Here is a 25099-nt window from a genome sequence, read left to right on the forward strand (position 1 = left end):
ATTTTAGGTAATTCCAAGCTAAAAAGGGTATCATAGCAGCCGTTTCATTAAGTTAATAGTAAAGGCGCAGAATTATGCCAAATCCAAATCGCGGCTCATGTGGCTATCAGTCCAGTGAGTTCGAACCAGAATACGACCGTCCATCAAAATCCCAGTTGAAGCGCGAAATGACCGCCCTGCAAAAAATGGGACAAGAATTGGTCGAACAGGCGCGCGAACGCGTCAAACGCGTACCCATGCCAGAAGACGTGCGCGAAGCCATCCTGATTTGCCAGCAAATCAAGGATCATGAAGGCCGCCGTCGCCAGATGCAATATGTAGGCAAGAAAATGCGTACCCTGGATGAAGCAGAAATTGCCCTGATCCAGAAAACCATCGATAGCTGGAAAGGTGCATCCAAGGCCGAGACTGCCGCTATGCACGCGCTGGAGCGTCGCCGCGATAAATTGCTGGCAGATGACAATGCACTGACAGAGTTGATGGCTGAACACCCTCACCTCGACGTACAGCAATTGCGCACCATGATACGCAATGCCCGTAAAGAGCAGGCTGAAAACAAGCCGCCGAAGGCTTACCGTGAAATCTTCCAGATTTTGAAAGACTTGCAAAAATCTAAAGCTGCAGCCAATGCAGACGAAGCGGATGATTCAGATCTCGATGAAGAAGACGATGAGTTTGATGACAAGTGAGTCTGGACAAATGACCGTAGCGGATGGCGAAAAACTCAAAATAGGCCTGGTATCAATCTCAGACCGCGCCTCTGCCGGCATTTATCAGGACCAGGGCTTGCCCGCATTGCAGGAATGGTTTGGCAAAGCTCTCTCCAGCCCATGGGAAATGGTCACACGCCTGATCCCGGATGAACGTGCGGCCATCGAACAGGCCTTGATTGCCCTGGTAGATGAAGAGCAATGTCAACTCGTGATTACCACTGGCGGCACAGGTCCGTCGAGGCGCGATGTCACACCAGAAGCGACTCTGGCAGTAGCCACCAAGGAAATGCCAGGTTTTGGTGAGCAAATGCGCCAGATCAGCCTGCAATTTGTGCCGACCGCCATCCTGTCACGCCAGGTAGCCGTGATACGTGAGACGCCGGACCACGCAGCCTTGATCCTGAACCTGCCAGGCCAGCCCAAATCCATCAAGGAAACCCTGGAAGGCTTGAAGGATGCAGAAGGCAAGCAAGTCGTTGCCGGTATTTTTGCGGCAGTACCCTATTGCATAGATCTGATAGGTGGCCCGTACATAGAGACGGATGACAGCATCTGCAAGGCTTTCCGTCCTAAAAACGCAATACGCGCCAAGACTCCATCTGCCTCTGCCTGAACAGCAAACATCGACAACGATGGCAACCATACTGACGCATCCTGTTGTACCACTGACTTTGGGCCTGCTATTGGGGCAAAAACGCCTGCCCCGGCCTCTCGTACTAACAGGCATGCTGGCAGTAATCCTGCCCGATCTGGATGTGATTACCTTTAAGCTTGGCATTGCTTACGATTCAGCCTTTGGTCACCGCGGCTTTAGCCACTCCATTGTATTTGCCATGCTGGTCGCCAGCCTGGTCAGTATATTTCATACACGCTTGCGTAGCTCGATTCTGGTTTGCTGGCTGTTCATTGCCTTCGCCACCATTTCACATGGCCTGCTGGATGCATTGACTACAGGTGGACAAGGTGTGGAATTTTTCTGGCCGCTGACTGAACAACGTTATTTCTTCCCCGTGCAATTCATCGAGGTATCACCGATAGGCGTAAATCGCTTTCTGACAGCGCGTGGCTGGCGTGTAATACAATCTGAACTACTGACCGTCTGGCTACCCTGCGGCCTGCTTTTACTGTCGGTCAAACTGGCGGCTTATTTTTCATCTTCCCGAAAATCATCATGACACAAGATATTTTAGAAACCGTAGAACTGGAAAGCGCACCCAACCCGACTGTTGCCATCATCTGGATGCATGGTCTGGGTGCGGATGCGAATGATTTTGTCCCCATCGTCAGGGAACTGGATTTACGTGGCAACCCTGGCATACGCTTCGTCTTCCCGAATGCGCCGACCATGCCAGTCACTATCAATGGCGGCTATGTCATGCGTTCCTGGTACGATATTTTGGGCACAGACATCGCCAAGCGTGAAGATGAAGCTGGCTTGCGTCTGTCACAAAAACGCATAGAGCAACTGATCGCCCGCGAAAATGCGCGCGGCATACCGTCTGAGCGCATCATCCTGGCAGGCTTCTCACAAGGTTGCGCCATGACTTTGCAAACTGGCCTGCGTTATCACGAAAAACTGGCTGGCTTGCTATGCCTGTCTGGCTATGTGCCCTTGCGTGATGTGATTACAGAAGAGCGCCATGCGGCGAACCAAAATACCCCCATCTTCCAGGCTCATGGCCGTGGCGATAACGTCATCCAGATACAGCGTGCCGAGCAGTCGCGCGACCTGCTGAAAGAACTGGGCTATCAGGTGGAATGGCATGAATACATGATGCCGCATTCCGTCTGCCCTGAAGAAGTGGATGACATCAGCCTGTGGCTGAAAAAAGTCTTGCAGGCTTAATGCATCACATAGCTCCAGGCATCGCAAAAACCCTGGCCAGCCAGGGTTTTGTCATCTTGCCGGCCTTTCTTGATGAACCTGAATTACAGCGATTGCGGCAAGCTTGCCAGCCCATTTCTGATCAATATGGTGTGCGTCAGGTACTGCAAAATTATCCGTCCATACATCGCGCATTAAACTGGGACAAGTTGCATGTGCTGTTAGACGCTGCAGATATGGCAGATGCCCAGGCAGTGCGCAGCATCTTTTTCAATAAAAATGCTGATCATAATTGGCTAGTGTCCTGGCATCAGGATATGACGATTTGTGTTAATCAGAAAACTGAACTGGCTGGCTACAGCAAATGGACTTACAAGAAAGATGTGCATTACGTTGAACCACCAGCGGCAGTGCTGGAAGCAATGCTGACATGCCGCATTGCTCTGGATGATGCTAGTGCTGAGAACGCTGCACTGAAAGTCGTTGCTGGCAGCCATCAATCTGGCAAACTCAGTGAGAGCCAGGTCCTGGATATTAGCCAGACTGCCATGCACGAGACATGCACCATGCGCGCGGGCGATATGTTATTGATGAAGCCCTTGTTACTTCATGCATCCGACAAGGCAAGATTCGCGACTCAACGCCGGGTTTTACATCTGGAGTTCAGTGCCAGCAGACTTCCACCACCCTTGCAGTGGGCAGAAGCCGCTTGTCAGTCCGCACATGTATCTCAGTCAGCTGATTGAATTAGTGAAGCTGATTTTCCAGTCTTAAACGGTAAAAAATTACGCAGCCGTGAAACTGCTACTGACTTCAAAGCCATGGCTGGTTTTTCTATCTTGTGCCATGAAAATACCGCCAGCAAGATAGTCACAAAACCTGAAGCGATCACCATGCCCCACACCGCGATACTGGGAAATAAAGCGGCAACTGCCTGCTGCACGGGAAAGGCGTAAATATACACACCATATGAATAATCCCCCACGCTGTTATAACGTCGCAGCCATCCTGCAGGCAAGTAGGCAATGCAGACTACCAGATAGGCAATGGACAGGTGATACAAGCTAAAGAATACCGGTTTGCTGATGAAGGCTGCTACCAGCACCAATAACAGCAAGGGATAAAAGAAGCGCCGGGTCAACAGCAGTTTTTCTTTTAGCATGAACAGGCTGGCACCAGAGAAAAACATGAATAACAAACGGGTGAACTGGCTATCATCTTGCAAATAAAAATGGCGCGCAAAAACCAGTAAGGCTGCCAGTAAAGTAATGGCAATGATCAGATACTTCAATATCTGCAGGCGCTTTTTCTTCAGCAGCACCAGCCCACACCAGAACACCAGCAACAGCAGATACATTTTGACTTCATAGGGCATGGTCCAGAGTGAACCATTGACTGCATTTGGATAGGGATTCTGTGCAAAGACACCAGGCAAGACATAACTCACCCCAGACAAGAGACTTGCGCACTTGAACAGATATTGCCATGTCCCGGCAGCAGAAAAATACTCTGTCAGAGGCAAGCTGGTGAAGTAAGGTCCAAGTACAAATACCGTCAGTAGCAACATGCATATCAGCGCTGGAAAAATGCGCAATGCCCGTGCACACACATAGTCAATCACGCTTTGCTTGTTCATCAGACTGCCTGTCACCAGCATGCCACTAACGATGAAAAATACATCTACCGCGATAGAGCCTGGCGTCATGCCCGCCAGTGCTCCCCAGGGTTCTGGCTGTGCCAGCAAGGCAAAACTATGCCCTGCCAGCACGGCCAGTGCGGCAACTATGCGCAACAAGTTCAGGTTATTGTCGCGGCTGACTATGCATTCAGACAAACGCATTCAGGCAAACTCTTTAAGAACTTCCAGGTCAATTTGTACGGAAGCATCTCCGGCTGACATCCAGATTTGTCCATCCTGTATCGTGCATTGCAATTGCATATTGCGTTGCGCGAGTTTTTCCAGTGCCTGGCTTTGTGCTGAAGGCACATTCATGACGCGCAAGTTCTTGGCGCGGTCAAGACGGCTATTCATTGCCTTCCACCAGATGTCACTGGCGCTGGCAAAACTGTAGACGATGACCTGCTCTGAACGGCCACAGGCTTTCAGCAAACGCCGGTCGTCCGGCTGGCCAACCTCTACCCATAACTGTATGGCGTCGGTGTAATCCTTCAGCCAGATATCGGGTTCTTCAGTATCCGAGATACCCTTGCCAAATTCCAGACGTTCAGCCGCATGAATCGCGAAAGCCAGCACGCGTATCATCATGCGTTCATCGGTTTCGGAAGGGTGACGGGCAATCGTCAGGCTATGGTCGGCATAATAGCCGCGGTCCATGTCCGAGATATTCAGGTCGGCTTTATAAATGATGGATTTGAGTGCCATTATTTGAACACCACCGTTTTATGACCATTCAACAAAATGCGGTGCTCGACAAAGCATTTGACGGCACGCGCCAGAACCACGCATTCCACATCGCGGCCTATGGCTGTCAGGGTTTCGGGCTCCATGGAGTGATCAACACGCTCCACATCCTGTTCGATAATCGGGCCTTCGTCGAGATCACCTGTCACAAAGTGAGCCGTCGCACCTATCAGTTTAACGCCACGTTCATGCGCCTGATAATAAGGCTTGGCGCCCTTGAAGCTGGGCAGGAAAGAATGATGAATATTGATCGCTTTGCCTTTCAGCGCATCACACAATTGCGGCGACAATATCTGCATGTAGCGGGCAAGTACCACCAGTTCAATATCATTGCTGGCAACGATATCCAATACCTTTTGTTCCTGCGCCTGCTTGGCTTCTGCCGGTGCACCAGCTGCCAGTGGCAGATGATGGAAAGGAATATTGTAGCTGGCTGCCAGTTGATAGAAGTCGGTGTGGTTCGAGACAATGGCCTTGATTTCTACAGGCAGCAAACCGCTCTTGTAGCGGAACAGCAAGTCATTCAGACAATGGCCTATCTTGGATACCATCAGCATCACACGTGGCTTGTGATGTGCATCATGCAATTGCCAGTTCATTTGCATGCTGGCACCCAATGCTTCAAACTCTTCACGCAAGGCACTATCACTGACGCTGGAATCTTCTACCGCAAAATGCACGCGCATGAAAAAAGTTGCAGATTGTGCATCGCCAAATTGGGCAGAATCGATAATATTACAGCCGTGGTTGGCTAAAAATCCCGATACGCTATGCACAATGCCGCGCTGATCGGGACAGGATAAAGTCAGGATATATTCTGGTCGTATGCTCATGATGTCGGTGTAAAGGCCAGGATTTGCTGCTCCCCATGGCCATGAACAAATTAAATTCGTTAAATTGATTGCAAAGCTTAAAGATTAACCGTCTATTGTCGCATGATCAGTCGCATAATTCATAGAATCCCGCTTCAATTAAATAATCACAACAAAAAGCACGATCGTTCTAATTGGTGTATAGTCATTCTTCTGATATCCCCAATTTGATTCAGCCACACTCTGACACCAAGAGTACCAATTAAGTATCGACTTAGGTATCAACTCAGGCATCAACCCAAGTACAACATTCTGGAGACAACATGAGCACACTCAGCAATCAACAATATCGCCTCGCCGCCCGCCCTGTCGGCAATCCCAAGCATAGCGACTGGAACTTCACGACAGAAGAAGTACGCGATATCACAGATGGTGAAATCGTCGTACAAACCATCTATATCTCGCTGGACCCTGCCATGCGCGGCTGGATGAATGAAGGCAAATCCTATATCCGCCCGGTTGCCATCAATGAAGTCATGCGCGCTGGCGGCATAGGCAAGGTGATTGCTTCGAAGTCCCCAAAATTTGCAGTTGGTGATTATGTTTCTGGCGGCACGGGTGTGCAGCAATACTGGGTAGGTGCAGCCGATGATAAAACAGCGGGCTTTTACAAGGTCAGCCCAAAGCTCGCTCCTCTGCCAAAATTCATGAATGCGCTGGGCATGCCTGGCATGACAGCTTATTTTGGTTTGCTCGATGTTGGTCAGCCCAAGGCTGGTGAAACAGTCGTCGTATCCGGGGCAGCCGGTGCAGTTGGCCAGACTGTAGGCCAGGTCGCCAAACAAAAAGGTTGCCGCGTTGTTGGTATTGCCGGTGGCAAGGATAAATGCGATTTTGTCGTCAATGAACTGGGCTTTGATGCCTGCATCGATTACAAGTCAGGCTCAGTCAAAGATGGCCTGAAAGAACACTGCCCGAATGGCGTAGATATTTATTTTGATAACGTTGGTGGCGATATTCTTGATACCGTGCTGACCCGCATCAACCTGAAGGCGCGCATCATCATTTGCGGCGCGATCTCTCAGTATAACAACACCACGCCAGTCAAAGGTCCGGCCAATTACCTGTCGCTGCTGGTAAACCGCGCCCGCATGGAAGGTATAGTCGTATTTGATTACGCTGCCCGCTATGGCGAAGCTGTCGCTGAAATGGGCAAATGGATGGCTGAGGGTAAATTCCAGACGCGTGAAGACATCGTCAAGGGCCTGGAAACTTTCCCTGATACGCTGATGATGCTGTTTGAAGGCAAAAACTTTGGCAAACTGATTTTGCAGGTCAGCGAAGAATAAGCATCAGGCTTGACCAGACGAACAATAAAAAAGCAGTCATCACGACTGCTTTTTTACATGGTGCTATCGATTATTTCAACCAGGGCTTTACCCAGGATAAGCCTTCTGAAGTTCCTGCACGTGGCCGGTACTCACAACCTATCCAGCCCTGATAGCCCAGCTCATCAATCAAATCAAACAGATAAGGGTAATTCACTTCACCGATATCCGGTTCATGCCGGTCTGGTACGCCGGCTATCTGTATATGACCTATGCCTGCATGCTTGCGTGACATATCACGGCGCAGTTTGATGGCGACATCACCTTCGACGATCTGGCAATGGTAGATATCAAATTGCACACGGATATTCTCTACGCCTATCTCCTGGCAAATCTCTTGTGCCTCATCTTGCCGGTTCAGGAAAAACCCTGGTATGTCGCGGGTATTGATGGGTTCAATAAGGATGGTGATGCCTTCCCGCGAGGCCAGCAGAGCAGCATAAGCAAGATTGCGCAAATAGACAGCGCGATGCCTTTCCCTGTCTTGCTCAGGCTGTATTAGACCAGCCATGACATGCAAATGACGGTTGCCCAGCACGCGCGCATAATCCAGCGCAGTATCAAAGGCTTGCTTGAACTCTTCTTCCCGGCCAGGCAGGGATGCTATTCCACGCTCACCCAGCGCCCAGTTGCCTGGCGACGTATTGAACAAGACTTGCTCCAGCCCGTTAGCAGCAAGCAGATCTTTCAGTTCAGTAGCAGCATAATCGTAAGGGAACAGATATTCGACGCCCTTGAAACCATCTTTTGCCGCAGCGGTGAAACGTTCATTAAACGGCAACTCTGTATACATCATGCTGAGGTTGGCAGCAAAACGTGGCATGACTGACTCCTTATCTTTTAGCGTAATGTTGCGCCATGAAGGCGCATACCATCAACTGTAGCTGATGAAACAGCATCAGTGGTAATAAGACCATACCAAGGGCATGGCTGGCAAATAAAACTTTGGCAATCGGCACGCCACTGGCCAGACTTTTCTTGGAGCCGCAAAACACAATAGTGATTTCATCTTCCTTATTGAACCCCAGGCGGCGGCTGATGATGGTAGTCAAAGTCATGATAATCGCCAGCATCAATGCACTGATACCCAGCAGGCTGGCCAGCATCAGGGGCGGTAGTTGCTGCCACAAACCTTGTACAACCGCTTCACTGAAGGCCACATACACCACCAGCAAAATCGAGCTTTGATCCACCATGGTTAACGTGCTCGCATATTTCTCCATCCAGGCCTGCAACCAGGGCCGCACCAACTGTCCGGCGACGAAGGGCAATAAGAGCTGGCAAACTATCTTCAGCATCGCGTCGAGTGAAGAATGGCTTTCACCATGGGCTACCACGACCAGGCTGACCAGCAAGGGGGTAAGGAATATGCCCAGCATATTACTCAGCGACGCGCTGCAAATGGCAGCGGGTACATTGCCGCGCGCAACAGAGGTAAACGCAATCGAAGACTGTACCGTCGAGGGCAATACGCAGAGAAACAGTATGCCTATATATAACTCTGGTGTAATCAGGGTGAGCAGCAAAGGCTTCAATGCCAGCCCTATCAAGGGGAAAATTGCGAAAGTGCATGCCATCACCAGCAAATGCAGCCGCCAATGGGTCAGGCCGGCTATCACGGCCTGGCGTGATAATTTGGCACCATGCATGAAAAACAGCAAGGCAATCATGCCAACAGACAAATGATCAAAGCCTGACGCGACTGCGCCACGTGCAGGAAACAGACTAGCCAGAGTGACCACGCCCAATAGCAGCAAGGTCATGTTATCGGGTAAAAAACGCGGGCGTTTCATGTGGGGAAAGCAAGAAATATAGATAATTGATTGTACTTGAATAATACGCCCAGCCTGGCAGCAATCTGGCAGCATATAGATGCTGCCAGGCAAAGCGTAGTCTGAGTCCAACAACTACCTGCGCAGTATTTGCATATTTATTAGATTGCAGTTGATACAGATGGAACCACGGCCGGTAAATAGATATCGCAAAATTCTGCCGGCATGCGGCGCGCTCTGCCGCTGCTGAGTTCTATACACACCAAGTCCCAGCGCCCCCTGAGTACGGTGGCACCATCGCTATCACGTATCAATTGAAACCGTCTGTCCATAGTAAGTTTGCCGTCGCTGGCAAACAGCCATGTTGCCAGTGTCAGTGACTCACCAAGCAAGGTTGGCAAGACATAATCATATTCACCACGCCTGATTGCCATGGCGCGATCCAGGCGATGATAGTCTGCCAGATTCAAACCCAATGCTTCAGAATGCCCCCATGCGACTTCTTCACACCAGCGTACATACACTGCATTATTGGTGTGATTCAAACCATCAATATCACTTTCTTGCGGTTTCACTGCCCGCGTGAACGGTTGCGGATAATCCCAAACCATGGAAGCACCAGAAGTCCCTAAATCAACTGAAACACTCATATATATACACGCAAAAATTTAATCGCTAAAACACCGAGTTTACTAATCACTCACAAACCCAGTTCTTGCCATATCTGATCTACCTTGGCCTTTACTTCTGGCGTCATTTCTATGGTCGTACCCCACTCACGGCTAGTCTCGCCCGGCCATTTATTGGTGGCATCTATACCCATCTTGCTGCCCAGGCCGCTGACGGGTGAAGCAAAGTCCAGGTAATCAATCGGCGTATTATCGACCAGCGTGGTATCGCGCAAGGGATCAACACGGGTAGTGATGGCCCAGATAACTTCTTTCCAGTCGCGGATATTGACATCTTCATCAACCACGATGATGAACTTGGTATACATGAACTGACGCAAAAAACTCCAGACACCAAACATGACGCGCTTGGCATGACCGGCATAAGCCTTTTTCATTTGCACCACGGCCATGCGGTAACTACAACCTTCTGGCGGCAAATAAAAGTCAGTGATTTCACTGAACTGCTTTTGCAGCAGAGGGATAAAGACTTCATTCAGCGCGACACCCAGTACCGCAGGTTCATCTGGCGGCTTACCTGTATACGTAGAGTGATAAATAGGATCTCGGCGCATGGTGATGCGGTCTATCGTGAAGACCGGGAACCAGTCTTTCTCATTGTAATAACCAGTGTGGTCGCCATACGGCCCTTCGAGTGCATGCTCATAACCGCTGGGGTGATTTTCATCAGGATAGATATGCCCTTCCAGCACAATTTCTGCTGACGCGGGCACGCGCAATTCGCTGCCTATGGCCTTCACAAGTTCAGTACGGCTACCGCGCAAGAGTCCGGCAAACTGGTATTCAGACAAACTGTCTGGCACTGGTGTCACGGCACCTAATATAGTGGCTGGGTCGGCACCCAAAGCGACGGCGATGGGATAAGGCTTGCCTTTATTAACGATGCCATGCTCACGAAAATCCAGTGCGCCACCGCGATGTGCGAGCCAGCGCATGATGACTTTGTTGCGACCCAACACCTGCTGTCTATATATACCCAGATTCTGGCGTTTTTTATTGGGGCCTTTGGTAATCACCAAACCCCAGGTAATCAATGGTGCAATGTCGCCAGGCCAGCAATGCTGTATAGGCAGACGGGCGAGATCAACGTCATTGCCTTCCCAGACTATCTCCTGGCATTTGGCACCGCGTAGCTCTTTTGGCGACATATCCCATACCGCTTTTACCAATGCTCCCATACCCAGAATTTCTTTAAAACCCTTGGGTGGTTCCGGTTCTTTTAGCGCTGATAAAACATGGCCTATCTGGCGCAATTCGCTCAGGTTGTCTGCTCCCATGCCGAGGGCGACACGGCGTGTCGTACCAAATAAATTGCCGAGCACTGGTATGGTATGACCAACAGGTTTGGTGAATAAAAGAGCCGGACCTTCGGCACGCAAAGTGCGGTCGCAAATCTCGGTCATTTCCAAATGTGGCGAAACAGGCAAGTCCACCTGTTTTAGTTCGCCTTTTTCTTGCAGTTGAGAAATAAAATCTCTCAAATCAGAATATTTCATCATTTTTCGCTTTTTCGTATCTCTGCACTAGTCGCACTAGCAATTTCTGCCAAGTGCTTGATTTTATTGAACTTTGCTGCACTGCAGCACAATTCATTATACATAAAAGTAATCAACTTCTCGTTTGATAGTGTTGACTTGATATAAAACCGCCCCTACAATTCGCCCAACTTGATGAAGAGGTTAATGACTTCCGCCACTTTCGACACAAAGAGAGTTTCGCCACACGGTAACATCATTCACGGGGATCGGGCCCCAACATAACATTGTAAGGATTGTTTTCAAAAGGCGTCTGCCTTATCCCGAAAAAAGTTGTTTGTCACTGGACACACCATGAACAGGTTCGACGGACCTGATTTGACAAACGGCTCCGGCGTCTCGCGATCACACTTGTGACGGGGGACGATGTTTCTGATTCGCGGAAGTATGCACTGTGTTTAACTTTTTAATAAGTTGAATGACGCATCGCGAAGATTCAGGAGGTAACATGATTCAACGTTTTATTTTGGCTGTACAACAAAGTAGTTTTTCTTCAACTGATAAGCGTAAAGCGCTTTTCATGGTAGCGCGTGATACAACCAGTGGTTTTTTCACCACCGTGCGCAACCTGCTGACACTCACTGGCATTATTGCCATGGTCGTTTTGGTCATGATGTATGTCAAACCAGAACTGACAGACAAATTCAAGGGATTATCACCCTATGCTGAAGCTGGCGAAGAGCCTGCAGAAGCCGTAGCTGCCGTTCCAGCACCAAATCTTGCGCATCTGATGCAAGCGCCAGGCCAGGCGAATTCTGATGCAGGCTTGCAAAAAGTAAGCGCATCTGAAGAAGAAGCAAAAATGCTCGGCAATCAACGTCAGCAACAATGGGTAACCAACTGGCTGGCCAAGCGCTACCGCGTTGCCAATGATGCGACCAATATGCTGGTATCCGCTGCTTATCTGACCGCCAAGGAAATCAAGATAGACCCTTTGCTGATACTGTCAGTCATGGCGATAGAATCCGGCCTGAACCCATTTGCTGAAAGCCCGGTAGGTGCACAAGGTCTGATGCAAGTCATGTCCAAAGTACATCATGACAAGTTCCAGGATCTTGGTGGTGTTAAAGCTGCCCTGAACCCGGTTGCCAATATCCGTGTTGGTGCATTGATACTGAAAGACTATGTCACCCGTGGTGGTTCCGTTGAAGCTGGCCTGAAGATGTATGTAGGCGCAGCCGATTCCGACAATGATTCTGGCTATGGTGCACGTGTATTGAATGAATACAAGCGTCTGAAAGATGTCTCGGCAGGTAAAAACGTGCCTACTTTCTTTAGCGCCCCTGCCCCAGCTCCAGCACCTGTGCAAGCACGTCCGATTGAGGCCGCTCCTGTACACAAGCCTGAGGCAACAGAAGCCAAGGCAACGATAGAAGCCAAAAAAGATCAGGTTGCAGCACTGTAAGCCTGACCTTTGATAAAAAAGCCGTCTGATTTTATGATCAGACGGCTTTTTTACTTGTTGGACTTAGCAAGTGATCTTGGCGACCAGCCTTAATTATCTGTCAGCCAAAAATTTCTTCAACCTGGTAACAGCCTCCTGCAAATTCTCCAATGAATTGGCATACGACAGACGCACATACGATGTTGCCGTCGCTGGACCAAAATCCAGGCCGGGCACGATCACCACACCAGCTTCATTCAATACCTGTTTGGCAAAGGTATCTGCATTGTCGGTAAATTTAGAGCAATCGGCATACACATAAAACGCGCCATCTGGCATGACAGGAATGCCAAAACCCAGTTCACGCAATGCAGGCACGATATAGTCGCGGCGGCGCTTGAATTCTGCCTTGCGCTCTTCATAAATGGCGATAGTTGCAGGCTCAAAGCAAGCCAGCGCTGCATACTGGGCGATTGAAGATGGACAGATGAACAGGTTTTGCGCCAGCTTTTCCAGCGCAGGCACGATACGCTCTGGCACCACCAGCCAGCCAAGGCGCCAGCCTGTCATATTGAAATATTTGCTGAAGCTATTGATGACAACCACATCTTCATCCAGCGACAGGGCCGAGAATGGTTCGCCATCATAAGTCAGGCCCTGATAAATCTCATCGACGATGCTGAAACCACCCAGCTCTTTCACTGCAGCGACGATCTTGCCCAGTTCTTCATGTTCTATCGAAGTACCGGTAGGGTTCGATGGCGACGCTAGCAAAACGCCACTGCTGCGCTCGTCCCATTGCTGTCTGACGATTTCTTCAGTCAGTTGAAAGCGGTGATCCGGCCCGCTGGCGATGAGTTTTGCCCTACCCTCGAATGCCGCAACAAAATGGCGGTTGCAGGGATAGCAAGGATCGGGCATCAGCACTGCCCTGCCCGGCTCCACCAGAGCAGCACATGCCAGCAGCAAGGCAGCCGATGCACCGGCAGTCACGATAATGCGGGAAGCGGGCACATCAAGATCAAACACGTCACGGTAATGCTGCGATATCGCCGTGCGCAAGGCTGGCAAACCCAGGGCTGAGGTATATTGCAAACGCCCGGCTGCCATGGCCTTGGCGGCAGCATCAATCACTGCTTGCGGCGCAGTAAAGTCTGGTTCGCCTATACCCATGTGTATCAGATGACGGCCCTGCTTTTCTAGTTCTGCCGCCATCTTCATGAGTTCCATCACATGAAAAGGGGCGATATTGTCCAGTCTTGCTGCGAGATTTTGATGCATGGCACTTCCTAAAAACTCAGGCTGAAAAAAACCGCCTTATTTATCTTTCAAAATAAGGCGGTAGATACTTTTACAAATATGCTCACTAACTTGGTCACTAACTTGGTCACTAACTTACTTACCTGCAGCAACCTCAGTCGCGCGCAGTTTTGCTGCCAGTTTGTCGAGTACACCATTGACATACTTGTGACCATCCAAACCACCAAAGGACTTGGTCAACTCGACCGCCTCATTGATGACGACACGGTAAGGGATTTCTATATGGTTCTTCAATTCATAGGCACCAATCAGCAATGCTGCATGCTCGATCGGCGACAACTCAGCAATGGTACGATCGATCAAGGGAGCAATTTGCTCACGCAATTCTATGGATTGCTTGATCGCACCATGCAACAGGGAATCAAAATGCTCTCTGTCAGCCTTCTCAAAACCGTGAGCTTCACGGATATGGGCTTCAATCGCGCCAGAATCTTCATTATTCAGCAGCCATTGGTACATGCCCTGCAAGGCAAATTCGCGCGCACGGTGGCGTGGCGAACGGTTCTTGCTGGGATTGGCGTGTAGTGTTTTATTATTCATATCTTCTCTTACGTATCTTGCTTAACTTACTTATCTTACCTAATTTAAAGCTGGGTAATCATCGCCCAGGCTTAAACTTAAATATAAACTCAAGCCTGAGCCAGACGATCAGGCATCATAGTGCACGTCTTCTGTGGCTTCTGCCAATTCTTCCAGGGCCAGGGTCAGGTTGGCCATTTCTACGGCAACACGGGCGGCATCACGGCCTTTTTCCTGCATGCGTACTTCAGCCTGCTCATCATTCTCTGTGGTCAGGATGGCATTGGCGATAGGGATGCCAGCATCCAGGCCAACGCGGGTGATACCTGCGCCGGATTCATTCGATACCAGCTCAAAGTGATAGGTTTCACCACGAATAACTGCGCCCAGGGCGATCAGGGCATCGAATTGATTTGTTTCTGCCAGTTTTTGCAATGCCAGTGGCACTTCCAGTGCACCCGGCACGGTCACATGCAGGATGTCTTCATTGAGTACGCCCAGCAATGACAATTCTGCCAGGCAGGCATCCAGCAAGCCCTTGCCGATATTGTCATTAAAGCGTGCCTGTACGATACCTACACGTACGCCTGCACCATCCAGATTTGCTTCGTAATGTCCAACTGTCATAATATTCTTTCTTGCGCTTTTCGCGCCTGATGTGATGTGAGTGATGAAAATGCACTAAAAAGACCGCTGGCGACACTGCTGCGGCCCGGCATATTCATCCTTATTTGTCTGCGCACGGCTTATCGAGATACCCAACAACTTCGAGATTAAATCCTGTCATGGATGGCATCTTACGTGGATTGGCCAGCAATTTCATCTTGCCCACGCCTACATCCTTCAAAATCTGTGCACCTATGCCGTAATTGCGCAAGTCCATGCGTGCGGCACGGCCTGCTGGCTTGGTTTCTGGTGTATCAAGTGCCTTGAACTGGTCAAACATCTGCTCGGCAGTTTCTTCGCAATTGAGCAGGACGATGACGCCTGAATCGGCTTTCTTGATCGCTGCCATGGCGGCCGCGACATTCCATGAATGCGTAGTAGCCTGGCTTTCCAGCAAATCGATGATGGAAACCGGCTGATGCACACGCACCAGCGCTTCTTTTTCGCGGGTGATATCGCCATGCACCAGCGCCAGATGGGCAGAGCCACTAGGCTTGTCGCGATATACCAAGGCCTTGAAGCTGCCATGCACGGTATGCATTTCACGCTCGGCCACGCGGTCAACTATGCTCTCGGTCTGGCTGCGGTAATGAATCAGGTCAGCAATCGTCCCTATCTTCATATCGTGTTCTTTGGCGAATTCGAACAAATCAGGCAGACGGGCCATGGTGCCGTCATCTTTCATGATTTCGCAAATCACCGATGCCGGTGTCAGGCCAGCCAGCTCCGCCAGGTCGCAACCAGCTTCTGTATGACCAGCACGCATGAGGACACCGCCTCTTTGCGCCTTCAGCGGGAAAATATGGCCAGGCTGGACAATGTCAGCCGCAGTGGACTTCTTGTCAACAGCAACCTGCACCGTGCGGGCGCGGTCAGCGGCAGAGATGCCAGTGGTCACGCCTTCAGCCGCTTCTATCGACACCGTGAAGTTTGTGCCAAAGGAGGTGCCGTTGCGGCTGGTCATCATGGCCAGGTTCAACTGGTCACAACGCTCTTCTGTCAAAGTCAGGCAAATCAAGCCACGGCCAAACTTGGCCATGAAATTGATGGCTTCTGGTGTGACAAACTCGGCGGCCATGATCAGGTCGCCTTCGTTTTCTCGATCTTCTTCATCAACCAGTATCACCATGCGGCCAGCGCGCAATTCGGCAACGATTTCCTGGGTAGTAGACATGCTCATAGGGGAATATCCTGAACCGGGTCACAGACATAAGTTCTGTCGGGCCGCTGGTTTTTCAGTGCAAATGAATGAAGTCGCTATTTTAAAGGATTTACGCCTGCTATTCCCGTGCTTTATGTCTATTTATATGCTGCCCAGCCTGATTTAAGCCCGATTCAGAAGAATTTGCCTAGATTTGCAGCTGGCCTTGTGCAATTTCTATCACCTTGCCACCTACCCGTATGCTCTTGTCTGTCGCCACATCCAGATAAAGCTTGCATGGCCGCCTGACTTGCGCGCCTTGGGCTATACGCATGCTGATGGGCAAATCACGCCCCTGATGCTGCCACCAGCCACCCAGGTTAGCGCAGGCAGAACCTGTGCCCGGGTCTTCTGCAAAGCCGCCGCCTTGCTTAGCAAAGAAATAACGCGCTGTTACCGCCAGACGTTCGTCATCTGACGCTGGTTCATCAAAGGCAAATACATAGACAGACTTGCGCCCCAGGCTATTGGCAGGCCAGATTGGCAACTTACTGACATCTGGAGTGGCACGCAAAACTGCGTCCCGTGAATTCAGCGCGAGCAGCATTTGTTCGCTACCAGTGTTGATCCACAACGGCGCAGAATGAATGTCACTATCACCCAGCCCAAGCAGAGAAGCTGCTTCGGCGACAGATAAACCGCTAGCTTTGACCACAGGCTCACCCTTGTGCGGCGTGGTCAGTGTCCATATGCCATTCTCAAGGCGCAAATCGACCAGGCCTGCTTTGCACTCAAGCGTAATCTGGTTGAAATTGCTAAGGCTGCCAACCACCTGCGCCGTACCCAGACTGGGGTGCCCGGCAAAGGGCATTTCTGTATCGGGCGTGAAGATGCGCATTCTGGCGGTAGCGACATCTGAGGGTAATACAAACACTGTCTCAGACAAATTAAATTGCAAGGCCAGGGCCTGCATTTGCTCATCCGACATGCCTGTGGCATTTTCAAATACACAAAGCGGGTTACCGCCCAAGGTTTCTTCAGCAAACACATTCAAGAGACGGAAAGCGTAGTTAGTCATTGTTTTTTCACTATTTTTTCTTCAAAAATCAGGCAAGTGTCGATTTGGCATGGGCGACATTAACTTCCGCAGGCAGCAGGATGCGATTTTTTACTGCAGTCAGTTCAGCCAGTATGGAAATCGCAATCTCGGCCGGCGTCTTACTGCCTATATACAAGCCTATGGGGCCGTGGAGTTTTGCCAGTTGTTCGTCATTGACGTCAAATTCTTTTAATCTCTCACGTCGTTTGGCATTGTTGATGCGCGAACCGATAGCACCGACATAAAAAGCATTGGACTTCAAGGCCTCCATGAGGGCCAGATCGTCAAGCTTGGGGTCATGCGTCAGTGCGACGACAGCACTACGGCTATCCAGTTGCATTTCCAGTACAAGATCGTCAGGCATCGCATGTATCAATTGCACACCCTCGACTTGCCAGCCACTGCGGTATTCTTCACGCGGGTCACAGACTGTGACCTGATAATCCATCCCGACTGCGATACTGGCCAAAAAGCGTGACAACTGCCCTGCCCCTATGATGAGCAAGCGCCAGCGCGGGCCGTGTACGGTTGTCAAGGCATCTTCGGTAAACTGCAATTGCTGACCCGGGTCAGCCTTGGCAAGGGTTACTTCCCCGGTACGTAAATCCAGACGTCGCGCCAGTAATTCATGTTTTTGCAAACCCTGTAACAAGGCATCGAGCTGGCTGCGTGCTGATAAGGGTTCTATTGCCAGTTCTATCGTGCCGCCACAGGGCAGGCCAAAACGGTGTGCTTCATCGGCGGTGATGCCATAGGTGACGATCTCTGGCAAATGACGCTGCATGCCTTCGCGCTGCACTCTTTCTATCAAGTCATCTTCTATACACCCACCGGAGACAGAACCTACCACCTGTCCATTGCCGGCAATAGCCAGCGTTGCGCCTTCGGGCCTTGGGCTGGACCCCCAGGTCTTGATGACAGTGACCAGTTCACAGGGCTGCCCTGCCTTGATCCAGGCATCGCAGGTTTTGAGTACTTCGAGATCTATGCTGTCCATTGCTTGCTATGTTTTCCTGTTATCTGGCTGTGAGGCGAACTTATTAATGAGTCATTTTCGCATGATTTTGACTTTGACCTTCCCCATAGAAATTATCTATACAAATTGTCTTATTTCCAGTATTTCTTTGCATTACAATGCCTGCCAGACCACCACTCTGGAGACCACCTTGTCCACAATTAAACAAAGACTGGCTGCCGTACCCGAAGGCGCAGGCGCACTGTTTTTCATACAGATTTTTGCCACCCTGGGCTTTGCCGTACTGTATTCCACCCTGGTGCTATATGCGACCAAAAAGCTGGGTTTTACGGCTAAGGATGCCACCGCCATCATGGGTGTGTTTGGTGCATTTAATTATGGTCTGCATTTGTTTGGTGGTTATCTGGCCGGTCGTTTTATCAGTAACCGCAACCTGTTTGTTAGCGGCATGATCCTGCAAGTCATAGGCTGTGCGACCATTTCCGTAGGCACTTCCGCAACCATGTACTGGGGCCTGGCATTTTTCCTGACGGGTAGTGGCTTGAATGTTACCTGTCTGAACCTTATGCTGACGCAACGCTTCAAACCAGAAGACAATCGCCGCGAAAGCGCCTTCTTGTGGAATTATGCAGGCATGAACCTGGGGTTTTTTATTGGCTTCACCGCTGCCGGTTATTATCAGCTGCAAGAAGACTATGCCAGCCTGTTTATCTTTGCCACCATAGGCAATTTCATGGCTATCGTGCTGGCAGCAATTAACTGGCGCAGACTGTGTGATTTGAACACGACCCTGCTCGATGCCACCGCAAGCCAGTTCCGCTGGCGCTTTCTGGTCGGTCTGGCGGTCATGGCTGGTCTGGTACCACTGGTTGAATTCATGCTGCACCGCGCTGAGATGACTGGCAACCTGGTCATGATCATCAGCATTGCGATTGCTGTCATTTTCATCATCCTGACTGCCATTCACAAAGAACCACGCGAACGCAATAATATGACGGCCTACGTCTTGCTGACCATAGGCTCGCTGGTATTCTGGACACTGTATCAAATGGCCCCGATGGGTTTGCAACTGTTTGCCGTCAGCAATGTAGACCGCATGGTCTGGGGTTATGAAGTGGCGCCGCAATGGATACAAAACATCAATAGCTTTGTCATCATGTTTGGTGGCCCGCTGATGGCGATGTTGTTCGACAATTTGCGTGCCAAGGGCTGGAATATTGATATCCCACGCCAGTTCTCTGCTGCACTGATACTCATCGGCCTGGGTTTCCTTGTCCTGCCCATAGGTATAGCAACTGCTGCCAGCAACGGCCTGGTGGCTTTCAAATGGATATTTATTAGCTACATCCTGCAAAGTATTGCTGAGCTACTTATTTCGCCTATCGGTTATGCCATGATAGGCAAATTGGCGCCACGCCAATATCAGGGCGTCATGATGGGCACATGGATGCTGGTAACAGGCACAGCATCTATCCTGGCCAGCAAATTCTCAGGCCTGATACCTGAGGCGACCGAGGGTCTGGCCTCATCCACCAATCCAACCTATAACTACATCTTCTCCTTGCTGGGCTGGAGCAGTGTTGGTGTCGGCATCGTCCTCATCGTCCTGATCCCTGTCTTGCGCAAACTGATTACCGATGGACCTGCCAAGGAGGCATCAGCAGCAGCAAGCCCGGTTGCACAGGCAGAACCAGCATAATAAGAAAAGCAACAGGCAAGGCGGGCACGATGAAATGTGCCCGCCTTTTTTATTCCTTGATGGGAGTAAAACGCATGACCTCTGCGCCATTGATCTGCAGCATTTCAAAAAAGACCGACTTGGGTCTGGTCCAGATGGAACCATCATGCGAGCGATAGACTATGACAGGGCTTAAGTCAGACTCTTGTGTTGCCTCACACACCAGTTCATAAATCCCGCCTTTGTAATGGCGAAAGCGTTGCACACCCTTGGTCTTTATCAAGGGCACCGGCGCCGCATCAGCCGCAATCTCAGCTGCTCTGTGCTTTTTTAAGAATGCTGGCACCTTTACTGCGGCCAGCTTGTTAATGTCTTGCAGCAAACGCGGGTCTATCGCAGCATAGCCATAGCGCTGGCCCAGCTCGCTGGCTATGCGCAGGATCAGATTTGATGCGACTTCTGCATCTGCCTCTGCCCTGTGAGCAGAACCTTTGAAACGTATGCCCATGGAAGCCGCCAATGGCCCCAGAGAATAAGTGCTCAAGCCAGGAAATACTCTGCGCGCCAGTTTGACGGAACAAATCACGCCGTCATGAGCAGGCCACAGGCCCAGCCTGTCACTCTCGGCCAACAAGAACTTTTCATCAAAACTGGCGTTGTGGGCAGCCAATGTATCAGTACCGATAAACTCCACGAGCTCAGGCAATACTTCAGATACTGGCGGTGCTTTATCCACCATAGCCTGGGTAATGCCTGTCAATTCAGTAATAAAGTAAGGGATACGCACATTGCTGTTGATGAGGCTGACATAACGATCGACGATTTCACCACCGACTATGCGCAAGGCAGCAACTTCTGTAACACGTCCTCCCTGGTCTGGTGACATACCGGAGGTTTCAAAGTCAATCATGACTACAGGTTTTTCAAACATCATATTTTTTTCACTAGCGGGAACTTATGAAGAGCAATACAATCTATCTGTACTGTGCGTCAATAAAAATCTGTGACGCGGGGTAATTTTCTGATTCAATTTTCATTCACTTTCAACCCTCAGGACTCGGGTAAATGCACTTGCAAACTACAGCGTCACTAGTAACACCGTGGTGCAACCAGGCTTTTCAGCACTGGCGACGTAGCTTTGCGCATACCCCAAGCCCCATTAAGTTCGAATAGCTCTACGAGTTCGACTAATCTGCGCTAGCCGCCAGATGCTCCGATGATACGGTAGTAATCACTGCCCCAGTTTGTTCAGTCATACAGGCCAAACCAGGCATTACATATCATCCATCTTTGCTTTTTTTGCTCCAACCTGGTTGCGCATAGACGCCCAGACCTGTGTACTACTATTCATCTCGTCAAGAATAAAGACACGGGCAAATTATTGTATTGCTCATTATGAAAAATAAAATCTTAGGACTGTTTTCGCTCCCGGAAAGGGATTTATTACGCGATCTTGTCTATCGGCGCCTCTGGACTTCGATACTGATCAGCTCGTTTGGCGCCCAGGTCACCATGCTGGCCCTGCCGCTGACTGCCGCCCTGTTGCTGCACGCCAGTGCCACCCAGATGGGCATGCTGACCTTCATGGAGATACTACCGTTTGTCTTGCTGTCACTGCCTTCTGGCGTATGGCTGGACAGGGTACGCAAGCTGCCAGTGTATGTGGTTGGCGAAATCATGATCTCCATCTCGGTCGCCAGCGTGCCTGTAGCCTGGTGGCTGGGTTATCTGAACATGAGCTGGCTATATGTAGTTGGCTTCATGATCGGTGTCGTCAACACCACGGCAGGTACGGCTTCCCAAATTGTGCTGACGCAGATCGTGCCGCGTGACCGTCTGGTGGAAGCACACGCAAAAAATGCTCTGGCAACCTCAGGAGCTGAAGTTGCAGGCCCTGCAACGGCTGGCGCATTGATCAAATTGCTGGGTGCACCAATAGCTTTGCTGGCTGATGCCATTCTTTTACTGACATCCGCTGTGATCTTGCGCGGCATTCATGTCAATGAAGTCAGGGAGCCACGTGCAGATGCACATTTCTGGCGTGACTTGAAGGCTGGCCTGTCCTTTGTCGCCAATAAACCTTTGCTGATTGCACTGGCACTGACAGTAGGTGGCTGGCAGCTTTGCTATAACGCTGCGCTGGTCGTGCAAATCCTGTTTGCCACGCGTGAATTGGGCTTGTCTGAACAGGCAGTTGGTCTCAGCTATATGGGTATGGGTGTGGGTACCATTATTGCCAGTGTGTATGGCAGCCGCATTAGCCGCAATATCGGGCCTGGCCCCTGCATGGTGCTGGGTGTGGCTGTTTGCGGTCTGGGCTGGGGTTTGCTGGCTTTGGCACCAAGCAATAACTGGGGCATCGCTGCATTTGGTTTCATGTTGATGTGTTTCTCCATAGGCGGCGTCATGATCTTTATCAACTTCCTGGCTTTGCGTCAGGCAGTTACACCAGAAGCCATGCTGGGCCGCATGACCAGCACCATGCGCTGGCTGATACTGATACCGGCAGGCCCTGGCGCCTTGATTGGCGGCTGGCTGGGTGAGCACATGGGTTTGCGTTATGCCCTGGGTTTTGCCGGTGTGGCAGCGCTGTTGCTGGCAATACTTGCTGCGAAAAATCCTATCATCCGCGGCATCACGGTCTTGCCGCGCCTCAGTAAACAAGAGGAGATGCAACAAGTTTAAGGATGGCATTGCAAACAGGCTGAAAAAAGCGTGATAATGCGCGGATATTTATGTTTTTTCATTGATCCCCCTCAGGAGACGGAGGGGGATTGTTTATTCGCTGCGCTGAAACAGATCACCCTCTTATTCAGCTTTTTTGACAACAAATAGGTAGAACAATGCCAACAGAAATGTCAACACTTGATGCCAAGCCGGGCTTCAAGCCCTACATCCCGGCCTCAGCCCACCTCCCCGAAATGACCGCAAGAGCCCTGATCATGGGTGTATTACTTGGTATGGTTTTCGGTGCATCTTCATTGTATCTGGTACTTAAGGTCGGTTTGACTGTCAGTGCCTCGATACCGGTAGCCGTCATTGCCATCACCCTGTTCCGTCTGGGTAATAAGCTGGGCGCGAAAGATGCGACTATTCTGGAAAACAGTATTACCCAGACCGCAGGCTCCGCAGGTGAGTCCCTGGCCTTTGGCCTTGGCGTGACCATGCCAGCCATCCTCATTCTGGGTTTTGATCTGGAAATTTCCCGCGTCATGCTGGTTGGCTGTCTAGGTGGCTTGCTGGGTATCTTGCTCATGATCCCCATGCGCAGAACCATGATCGTGGAAAAGCACGATGAGCTCAAGTACCCTGAAGGCACGGCCTGTGCCGAGGTCTTGAAGGCAGCAGCGACTGATTCTTCCCGCGAAGCTGCTGGTGAAACAAATAATCCCAACGCAGCAGATGATGCCAGCAAACGTGCGGCGATTATCTTTGGCGGCTTTGGTATCGGTCTTTTATACAAGATCGCCAACGTCGCTTTGAAGGGTTGGAAAGATACGCCGGAAGTCGTATTCGGTGCCCCACTCAAAGGTGGTTCGCTGGGCGCAGAAGTATCGCCTGAGCTGCTGGGCGTAGGCTACATCATCGGCCCGCGTATTGCATCCGTCATGGCAGCTGGTGGTGTCATGTCTTATCTCTTGCTGATACCCATGATCAAGTTCTTTGGTGATGCATTGAGTGTGCCTCTGGCCCCTGGAACCAAGCTTATCAGCGAAATGAGCTCACATGATGTGCGTGGCGCTTACATTCTGTACATCGGCGCTGGCGCGGTTGCGGCCGGTGGCCTGATCAGCCTGATGCGTGCGATGCCGACTATCTGGCGCAGCCTGTCGGCTGGTTTGTCCGGTCTCGGTAAAGGCGCAGCGGCAGCCACTGCACCGCTGCGTACTGACCAGGATATCCCGATGAAGTGGGTAGTCATCGGTGCGCTGGCCATTATTGCTGTCATTACATTTGCGACACCGCTGCACATGAACTTCCTGGGTGCCTTGCTGATCCTGGTGTTCGGCTTCCTGTTTGCCACCGTATCGTCCCGTCTGACTGGTGAGATTGGCTCTTCTTCCAACCCTATCTCTGGCATGACAGTAGCGACCCTGCTGTTCACTTGCCTGATTTTCCTGATCATGGGCTGGACTGGTGGTCAGTACTATGTCACCGCCCTGTCAGTCGGTGCGATCGTCTGTATCGCTTCCAGCAATGCTGGTACTACATCACAGGATTTGAAAACCGGTTACATCGTTGGTTCGACACCGCGTTTGCAGCAATATGCAATTCTGGCAGGTGCGCTGTCGTCTGCCCTGATACTTGGCCCTATCCTGTTGAAGTTGAATGATTCTGGCACGGTCTATGTACCAGCAGCGCAAGTTGCCCCAGCTCTGCAGACAGATGCATCAAAACTGACCGACACTGCACAACTGCAAGGCCCACAGGCTGATACAGATAAAGGCACATACAAGGTCTGGCACAAGAATGACAATGTCGGCGGCCCTGCCGGTAAATACTTTGTCGATAATGCAGGCAAGGCAATCTATCTGGTTGACCCGGGTATCAATGGTGCTTACAACAAACGCCCTGATGGTACTGAAGTCAAGAAATACGATGCACCTAAAGCCGTGCTGATGTCTTACATCATCAAGGGTATCCTGGACAGGCAACTACCATGGACCCTGGTCTTGTTTGGCGTGATGATTGCGCTGGTACTGGAAATGGCAGGCATCCCATCGCTGGCCTTTGCGGTGGGCGTGTATTTGCCACTATCATCCTCTGCCCCGCTGTTTGTTGGCGGCATGATACGCTGGGCGGTAGATCGTCGTAACAACAAGCTGGAGCACAACAAGCATCTCAGTGAAGAAGAGAAGCAAGCAGCGGGCGACCGCAGTTCTGGTGTCTTGCTGTCTTCCGGCTATATTGCCGGTGGTGCGCTGGCTGGTATTGTAATTGCCTTCACGGCAGGTATCCTGACTGATTTTGACAAGAAAATCGGCGACTGGGCGACGGCAAACAACCCCTTCTTTGAAGGTGTCAATGCCAATGCCCTGTCCATGATCCCTTACGCATTGATCATCATTGCGCTGTATTGGGTAGCACGGGAAAAGAAAACTTCCTGACACCAACAGTTGAAATCTGAAAGGCTTGATTGCTTGAAACAATCAAGCCTTT

The 25099-nt window shown here is 50.7% G+C and carries 24 protein-coding genes; 10 read left to right on the forward strand and 14 right to left on the reverse strand.

The features are described from left to right. The first annotated feature begins 74 nt into the window (after positions 1 to 74). The 5 genes from yjgA to ACO0LL_RS17210 are packed head-to-tail and all read left to right on the forward strand — an operon-like array spanning position 75 to position 3284. Positions 75 to 689 carry a ribosome biogenesis factor YjgA gene (gene yjgA, locus ACO0LL_RS17190; protein WP_422952070.1) on the forward strand — a complete coding sequence of 205 codons (615 nt, stop codon included), beginning with the start codon at positions 75 to 77 and terminating at the stop codon, positions 687 to 689. Next, entirely contained in the window at positions 670 to 1326 is a 657-nt protein-coding gene (mog, locus tag ACO0LL_RS17195) for a molybdopterin adenylyltransferase (protein WP_422952071.1), read from the forward strand. Before yjgA ends, mog begins: the two co-directional genes overlap by 20 nt. Before the next feature lie 19 nt (positions 1327 to 1345). Continuing rightward, positions 1346 to 1888, forward strand: coding sequence for a metal-dependent hydrolase (locus ACO0LL_RS17200; RefSeq protein WP_422952072.1), 543 nt, complete (start codon positions 1346 to 1348; stop codon positions 1886 to 1888). After that, positions 1885 to 2559 (forward strand): alpha/beta hydrolase, encoded by a 675-nt coding sequence (locus tag ACO0LL_RS17205; protein WP_422952073.1) that lies wholly within the window; start codon positions 1885 to 1887, stop codon positions 2557 to 2559. The genes ACO0LL_RS17200 and ACO0LL_RS17205 overlap by 4 nt, the downstream gene beginning before the upstream one ends. Continuing rightward, positions 2559 to 3284: a phytanoyl-CoA dioxygenase family protein gene (locus ACO0LL_RS17210; RefSeq protein ID WP_422952074.1), complete on the forward strand. Its 726-nt coding sequence runs from the start codon at positions 2559 to 2561 to the stop codon at positions 3282 to 3284. The genes ACO0LL_RS17205 and ACO0LL_RS17210 overlap by 1 nt, the downstream gene beginning before the upstream one ends. Here the strand turns inward: ACO0LL_RS17210 and ACO0LL_RS17215 are convergent. Genes ACO0LL_RS17215 through purU form a run of 3 tightly spaced genes read right to left on the reverse strand, consistent with a single transcriptional unit; the run spans position 3269 to position 5793 of the window. Next, positions 3269 to 4378 (reverse strand): acyltransferase family protein, encoded by a 1110-nt coding sequence (locus tag ACO0LL_RS17215; protein ID WP_422952075.1) that lies wholly within the window; start codon positions 4376 to 4378, stop codon positions 3269 to 3271. The genes ACO0LL_RS17210 and ACO0LL_RS17215 overlap by 16 nt on opposite strands. Further along, positions 4379 to 4921 carry a YaeQ family protein gene (locus ACO0LL_RS17220; protein ID WP_422952076.1) on the reverse strand — a complete coding sequence of 181 codons (543 nt, stop codon included), beginning with the start codon at positions 4919 to 4921 and terminating at the stop codon, positions 4379 to 4381. Further along, positions 4921 to 5793 (reverse strand): formyltetrahydrofolate deformylase, encoded by an 873-nt coding sequence (gene purU / locus ACO0LL_RS17225; protein ID WP_422952077.1) that lies wholly within the window; start codon positions 5791 to 5793, stop codon positions 4921 to 4923. The genes ACO0LL_RS17220 and purU overlap by 1 nt, the downstream gene beginning before the upstream one ends. Positions 5794 to 6095: 302 nt before the next feature. Here purU and ACO0LL_RS17230 point away from each other — a divergent pair, with 302 nt between their 5' ends. Further along, positions 6096 to 7121, forward strand: coding sequence for an NADP-dependent oxidoreductase (locus tag ACO0LL_RS17230; RefSeq protein ID WP_422952078.1), 1026 nt, complete (start codon positions 6096 to 6098; stop codon positions 7119 to 7121). A gap of 70 nt (positions 7122 to 7191) precedes the next feature. On the opposite strand, the gene otnI is transcribed toward ACO0LL_RS17230, so the two are convergent. The 4 genes from otnI to ubiD all read right to left on the reverse strand — a co-directional run bounded on the left by otnI (position 7192) and on the right by ubiD (position 11117). After that, a complete protein-coding gene (otnI, locus tag ACO0LL_RS17235) occupies positions 7192 to 7983 on the reverse strand; it encodes a 2-oxo-tetronate isomerase (protein WP_422952079.1) in 792 nt (263 codons plus the stop codon). A 10-nt stretch (positions 7984 to 7993) separates the two neighbouring features. Beyond that, entirely contained in the window at positions 7994 to 8953 is a 960-nt protein-coding gene (locus tag ACO0LL_RS17240; protein WP_422952080.1) for a bile acid:sodium symporter family protein, read from the reverse strand. Between the two features lie 140 nt (positions 8954 to 9093). Beyond that, a complete protein-coding gene (locus ACO0LL_RS17245; RefSeq protein ID WP_422952081.1) occupies positions 9094 to 9543 on the reverse strand; it encodes an acyl-CoA thioesterase in 450 nt (149 codons plus the stop codon). Between the two features lie 89 nt (positions 9544 to 9632). Next, positions 9633 to 11117 (reverse strand): 4-hydroxy-3-polyprenylbenzoate decarboxylase, encoded by a 1485-nt coding sequence (gene ubiD, locus ACO0LL_RS17250; protein WP_422952082.1) that lies wholly within the window; start codon positions 11115 to 11117, stop codon positions 9633 to 9635. Positions 11118 to 11604: 487 nt separating this feature from the next. Between ubiD and ACO0LL_RS17255 the strand changes: the two genes are divergently transcribed. Beyond that, the gene (locus ACO0LL_RS17255; RefSeq protein ID WP_162058588.1) at positions 11605 to 12561 is read left to right on the forward strand and encodes a transglycosylase SLT domain-containing protein; all 957 of its coding nucleotides are present in this window, start codon (positions 11605 to 11607) and stop codon (positions 12559 to 12561) included. Positions 12562 to 12654: 93 nt separating this feature from the next. Here the strand turns inward: ACO0LL_RS17255 and ACO0LL_RS17260 are convergent, their stop codons facing one another. From ACO0LL_RS17260 to ACO0LL_RS17285, 6 genes are all read right to left on the reverse strand, one after another. Then, positions 12655 to 13821 (reverse strand): pyridoxal phosphate-dependent aminotransferase, encoded by a 1167-nt coding sequence (locus ACO0LL_RS17260; RefSeq protein WP_422952083.1) that lies wholly within the window; start codon positions 13819 to 13821, stop codon positions 12655 to 12657. Between the two features lie 114 nt (positions 13822 to 13935). Next, the gene (gene nusB / locus ACO0LL_RS17265) at positions 13936 to 14400 is read right to left on the reverse strand and encodes a transcription antitermination factor NusB (RefSeq protein ID WP_422952084.1); all 465 of its coding nucleotides are present in this window, start codon (positions 14398 to 14400) and stop codon (positions 13936 to 13938) included. A gap of 108 nt (positions 14401 to 14508) precedes the next feature. Continuing rightward, positions 14509 to 15006 (reverse strand): 6,7-dimethyl-8-ribityllumazine synthase, encoded by a 498-nt coding sequence (ribH, locus tag ACO0LL_RS17270; RefSeq protein WP_110253023.1) that lies wholly within the window; start codon positions 15004 to 15006, stop codon positions 14509 to 14511. 100 nt (positions 15007 to 15106) lie between these two features. Beyond that, on the reverse strand, positions 15107 to 16225 hold the full coding sequence (ribBA, locus tag ACO0LL_RS17275; protein WP_110253022.1) for a bifunctional 3,4-dihydroxy-2-butanone-4-phosphate synthase/GTP cyclohydrolase II: 1119 nt from the start codon (positions 16223 to 16225) through the stop codon (positions 15107 to 15109). Between the two features lie 169 nt (positions 16226 to 16394). Then, positions 16395 to 17264 (reverse strand): PhzF family phenazine biosynthesis protein, encoded by an 870-nt coding sequence (locus ACO0LL_RS17280; protein WP_422952085.1) that lies wholly within the window; start codon positions 17262 to 17264, stop codon positions 16395 to 16397. 28 nt (positions 17265 to 17292) lie between these two features. Further along, positions 17293 to 18282, reverse strand: coding sequence for an XdhC family protein (locus ACO0LL_RS17285; protein WP_422952086.1), 990 nt, complete (start codon positions 18280 to 18282; stop codon positions 17293 to 17295). A gap of 169 nt (positions 18283 to 18451) precedes the next feature. On the opposite strand from ACO0LL_RS17285, the gene ACO0LL_RS17290 reads away from it, so the two are divergent. Next, positions 18452 to 19960: a peptide MFS transporter gene (locus ACO0LL_RS17290; protein WP_422952087.1), complete on the forward strand. Its 1509-nt coding sequence runs from the start codon at positions 18452 to 18454 to the stop codon at positions 19958 to 19960. 49 nt (positions 19961 to 20009) lie between these two features. Here ACO0LL_RS17290 and ACO0LL_RS17295 read toward each other — a convergent pair whose 3' ends face one another. Further along, positions 20010 to 20870, reverse strand: a complete 861-nt coding sequence (locus tag ACO0LL_RS17295; RefSeq protein ID WP_422952088.1) for a DUF1653 domain-containing protein — start codon at positions 20868 to 20870, stop codon at positions 20010 to 20012. Between the two features lie 464 nt (positions 20871 to 21334). Here ACO0LL_RS17295 and ACO0LL_RS17300 point away from each other — a divergent pair, with 464 nt between their 5' ends. Both ACO0LL_RS17300 and ACO0LL_RS17305 read left to right on the forward strand, forming a co-directional pair. Next, a complete protein-coding gene (locus ACO0LL_RS17300; RefSeq protein WP_422952089.1) occupies positions 21335 to 22624 on the forward strand; it encodes an MFS transporter in 1290 nt (429 codons plus the stop codon). Positions 22625 to 22794: 170 nt separating this feature from the next. Further along, complete coding sequence (locus ACO0LL_RS17305; RefSeq protein WP_422952090.1) at positions 22795 to 25047, forward strand: OPT family oligopeptide transporter; 2253 nt, start codon at positions 22795 to 22797, stop codon at positions 25045 to 25047. Positions 25048 to 25099 lie beyond the last annotated feature (52 nt).

Source organism: Undibacterium sp. TC4M20W, assembly GCF_049340245.1.
Taxonomy (GTDB): Bacteria; Pseudomonadota; Gammaproteobacteria; order Burkholderiales; family Burkholderiaceae_D; genus Undibacterium.

What these genes read in the sequence shown, in the direction of transcription:
- yjgA (WP_422952070.1), top strand. Translation starts at nt 75, where the DNA reads ATGCCAAATCCAAATCGCGGCTCATGTGGCTATCAGTCCAGTGAGTTC.
- mog (WP_422952071.1), top strand. Translation starts at nt 670, where the DNA reads ATGAGTTTGATGACAAGTGAGTCTGGACAAATGACCGTAGCGGATGGC.
- ACO0LL_RS17200 (WP_422952072.1), top strand. Translation starts at nt 1,346, where the DNA reads ATGGCAACCATACTGACGCATCCTGTTGTACCACTGACTTTGGGCCTG.
- ACO0LL_RS17205 (WP_422952073.1), top strand. Translation starts at nt 1,885, where the DNA reads ATGACACAAGATATTTTAGAAACCGTAGAACTGGAAAGCGCACCCAAC.
- ACO0LL_RS17210 (WP_422952074.1), top strand. Translation starts at nt 2,559, where the DNA reads ATGCATCACATAGCTCCAGGCATCGCAAAAACCCTGGCCAGCCAGGGT.
- ACO0LL_RS17215 (WP_422952075.1), bottom strand. Translation starts at nt 4,378, where the DNA reads ATGCGTTTGTCTGAATGCATAGTCAGCCGCGACAATAACCTGAACTTG.
- ACO0LL_RS17220 (WP_422952076.1), bottom strand. Translation starts at nt 4,921, where the DNA reads ATGGCACTCAAATCCATCATTTATAAAGCCGACCTGAATATCTCGGAC.
- purU (WP_422952077.1), bottom strand. Translation starts at nt 5,793, where the DNA reads ATGAGCATACGACCAGAATATATCCTGACTTTATCCTGTCCCGATCAG.
- ACO0LL_RS17230 (WP_422952078.1), top strand. Translation starts at nt 6,096, where the DNA reads ATGAGCACACTCAGCAATCAACAATATCGCCTCGCCGCCCGCCCTGTC.
- otnI (WP_422952079.1), bottom strand. Translation starts at nt 7,983, where the DNA reads ATGCCACGTTTTGCTGCCAACCTCAGCATGATGTATACAGAGTTGCCG.
- ACO0LL_RS17240 (WP_422952080.1), bottom strand. Translation starts at nt 8,953, where the DNA reads ATGAAACGCCCGCGTTTTTTACCCGATAACATGACCTTGCTGCTATTG.
- ACO0LL_RS17245 (WP_422952081.1), bottom strand. Translation starts at nt 9,543, where the DNA reads ATGGTTTGGGATTATCCGCAACCGTTCACGCGGGCAGTGAAACCGCAA.
- ubiD (WP_422952082.1), bottom strand. Translation starts at nt 11,117, where the DNA reads ATGAAATATTCTGATTTGAGAGATTTTATTTCTCAACTGCAAGAAAAA.
- ACO0LL_RS17255 (WP_162058588.1), top strand. Translation starts at nt 11,605, where the DNA reads ATGATTCAACGTTTTATTTTGGCTGTACAACAAAGTAGTTTTTCTTCA.
- ACO0LL_RS17260 (WP_422952083.1), bottom strand. Translation starts at nt 13,821, where the DNA reads ATGCATCAAAATCTCGCAGCAAGACTGGACAATATCGCCCCTTTTCAT.
- nusB (WP_422952084.1), bottom strand. Translation starts at nt 14,400, where the DNA reads ATGAATAATAAAACACTACACGCCAATCCCAGCAAGAACCGTTCGCCA.
- ribH (WP_110253023.1), bottom strand. Translation starts at nt 15,006, where the DNA reads ATGACAGTTGGACATTACGAAGCAAATCTGGATGGTGCAGGCGTACGT.
- ribBA (WP_110253022.1), bottom strand. Translation starts at nt 16,225, where the DNA reads ATGAGCATGTCTACTACCCAGGAAATCGTTGCCGAATTGCGCGCTGGC.
- ACO0LL_RS17280 (WP_422952085.1), bottom strand. Translation starts at nt 17,264, where the DNA reads ATGACTAACTACGCTTTCCGTCTCTTGAATGTGTTTGCTGAAGAAACC.
- ACO0LL_RS17285 (WP_422952086.1), bottom strand. Translation starts at nt 18,282, where the DNA reads ATGGACAGCATAGATCTCGAAGTACTCAAAACCTGCGATGCCTGGATC.
- ACO0LL_RS17295 (WP_422952088.1), bottom strand. Translation starts at nt 20,870, where the DNA reads ATGTTTGAAAAACCTGTAGTCATGATTGACTTTGAAACCTCCGGTATG.
- ACO0LL_RS17300 (WP_422952089.1), top strand. Translation starts at nt 21,335, where the DNA reads ATGAAAAATAAAATCTTAGGACTGTTTTCGCTCCCGGAAAGGGATTTA.
- ACO0LL_RS17305 (WP_422952090.1), top strand. Translation starts at nt 22,795, where the DNA reads ATGTCAACACTTGATGCCAAGCCGGGCTTCAAGCCCTACATCCCGGCC.